We start from the raw sequence: 1,769 nt of genomic DNA, 5'->3' as shown, positions 1-1,769 counted from the left end.
CCGGCCGCCAGGGCGGGCCGGGCCACGGCGGCGGCGAACAAAAGCAGCGTGCACAGCGCCGCCGCCAGCGCCCTCTTCGGATGTCCCACTTCCTCCACCTCCTGTTTTTCCCGCCCCCATGGGCCCGGGTCCCCGGGCCCGGCCTACCAGCTCAAGACGAACCTCACGCCCGTGATGGGGCCGTCGCGGCCCTCCACCTCGCAGAAGGCGGGTACGGCCGCGAGGTCGATGCCCTCGGGGGCGAGCAGCCCCCTTGCCGCCGCGATGGCCTTGGCCGCCCGGTACACCGCCCCCGCCCCTATGGCCTGCAGGGCCACCTCCTCGCCGGAGCCGTTGGCCTTGCGCACCGCCTGCGCTACCGCCCGGGCCAGCCTGCCCGTCTCGGTCGAGCTGGAAACCTTGAGAAGATCCACTGCGCTGCCACCTCCTGTCTTGATTCGCCGCTGCTCACTCGCCAGGGGACAGGCTGACCTCCGCAGACTGGCCCCGCACGTGCACGAACACGTACTCGGAGCCGCCGAGCAGCCTGCCCAGGAGCTGGGTCCTGACGGCCAGTACGCCGTCCTTCACCGTGTATTGAACCTGCCTCTTGCTCGCGGCCAGGTCCTCGTCCGCCAGCCACGGCCCCACGAACTCCAGCCCTTCCCGGGCCCAGGCGTACGCGTTGCGCCGCAGCGCCTCCCGCGCCGCCAGGCTCGCCTCCCAGTCCGCCAGGTCCAGCCAGGCGTCCGTCATCCGCTTGTCGTGGCCCACCACGTAGCGCACGTCCCAGCCCACCAGAACGCGCTCTTCACCCGTCTTCTCCCAACCCGCCGCCTCCACGCGCCAGTAGCTCGGGTAGGAGGAGGGCGGGTTCTTGTACGCTTTGCTGTGGAGTTCCCAGGTGAAGTCCCGGGTGTCGTAGTAGTAAACCACGTACTCGTAGACGTCCCGCCACTCGTACCTGGGCTCCTTCCAGTCGATCTGCTCGGGACCCGGGAGCTGGGAGCCCACCGGGAAGAACTCCGTGGCGTACACCGGGGTAACCTCGAACTGGAACTGGGGGCTCGCCTCCTGCACCGCGGCCAGGGCGGCGGCGTCGCAGGCGGCCTGCAGTCTGGCGCGCGCGAGGTGAACCGTGGCCAGGTCGACTGCCAGCACCAACGCCAGTGCCATGACCAGCACCGCGAACGCCCCCACCACCAGGGCCTGGCCGCGCTCGTCTCTGATGGCGCGCAACGCCATCACCCCCTTCACCTGGGTTCGATCCGGAACACCGCCGCCGAGGTCACGGGGACCGCCCCGAACTCCTCGTCCACCCCCATCAGGCGGAACAGCCCGGGGACGAGCGACGGCTGGCTGTACGTCACCGTGACCCTGACGTACCCCCCGGAGGAACTGACTTCGACGTCCGGCCTCTGCCCCGTGTACCCGATCACCGCATCCCTGAGGTTCTGCTCCGCCACGTCCCGGGCGCGCGACGCGTCCTGGTACACCGCGTAAGCCCGCGCGGCCTCCCGCGCGGCAGACGTCACCGCCACCTTGGTGTTCAGCAGCACGACCACCTGGACGGTGGCCAGCAGCAGGAACACCAGGATGGGCAGGATGATGACCGCCTCCAGAATCGCCTGCCCCCGTTTCTTCCGTCGCACCGCAATCACCCCCTATCTCAGCCAATCACCGCCGCCAGCACCCCACCCAGGGCGAGAAAGGGCGCGTAGGGAAACCGCCTCCCCAGCCCGGGCAGGGCGGGCCTTTCGCCCGCAGCTGCCACCGCCAGGGTGGCGAGC

3 protein-coding genes are annotated in these 1,769 nt (G+C 70.4%); all 3 read right to left on the bottom strand.

Translation table 11 applies throughout. The features are described from left to right. Window positions 1-143: 143 nt before the first annotated feature. The 3 genes from AB1609_22955 to AB1609_22945 are packed head-to-tail and all read right to left on the bottom strand — an operon-like array spanning window position 144 to window position 1,631. Window positions 144-413 (bottom strand): stage V sporulation protein S, encoded by a 270-nt coding sequence (locus AB1609_22955; GenBank protein MEW6049294.1) that lies wholly within the window; start codon window positions 411-413, stop codon window positions 144-146. Between the two features lie 34 nt (window positions 414-447). After that, the gene (locus AB1609_22950) at window positions 448-1,218 is read right to left on the bottom strand and encodes a pilus assembly protein TadG-related protein (protein ID MEW6049293.1); all 771 of its coding nucleotides are present in this window, start codon (window positions 1,216-1,218) and stop codon (window positions 448-450) included. 14 nt (window positions 1,219-1,232) lie between these two features. Further along, window positions 1,233-1,631 carry a TadE family protein gene (locus tag AB1609_22945; protein ID MEW6049292.1) on the bottom strand — a complete coding sequence of 133 codons (399 nt, stop codon included), beginning with the start codon at window positions 1,629-1,631 and terminating at the stop codon, window positions 1,233-1,235. Between the last annotated feature and the right edge of the window lie 138 nt (window positions 1,632-1,769).

Source organism: Bacillota bacterium (assembly GCA_040754675.1).
Lineage (GTDB): Bacteria > Bacillota > Limnochordia > Limnochordales > Geochordaceae > Geochorda.
The sequence above is the reverse complement of the archived record's forward strand: the minus strand, read 5'-3'. Positions and strand labels throughout refer to the sequence as shown.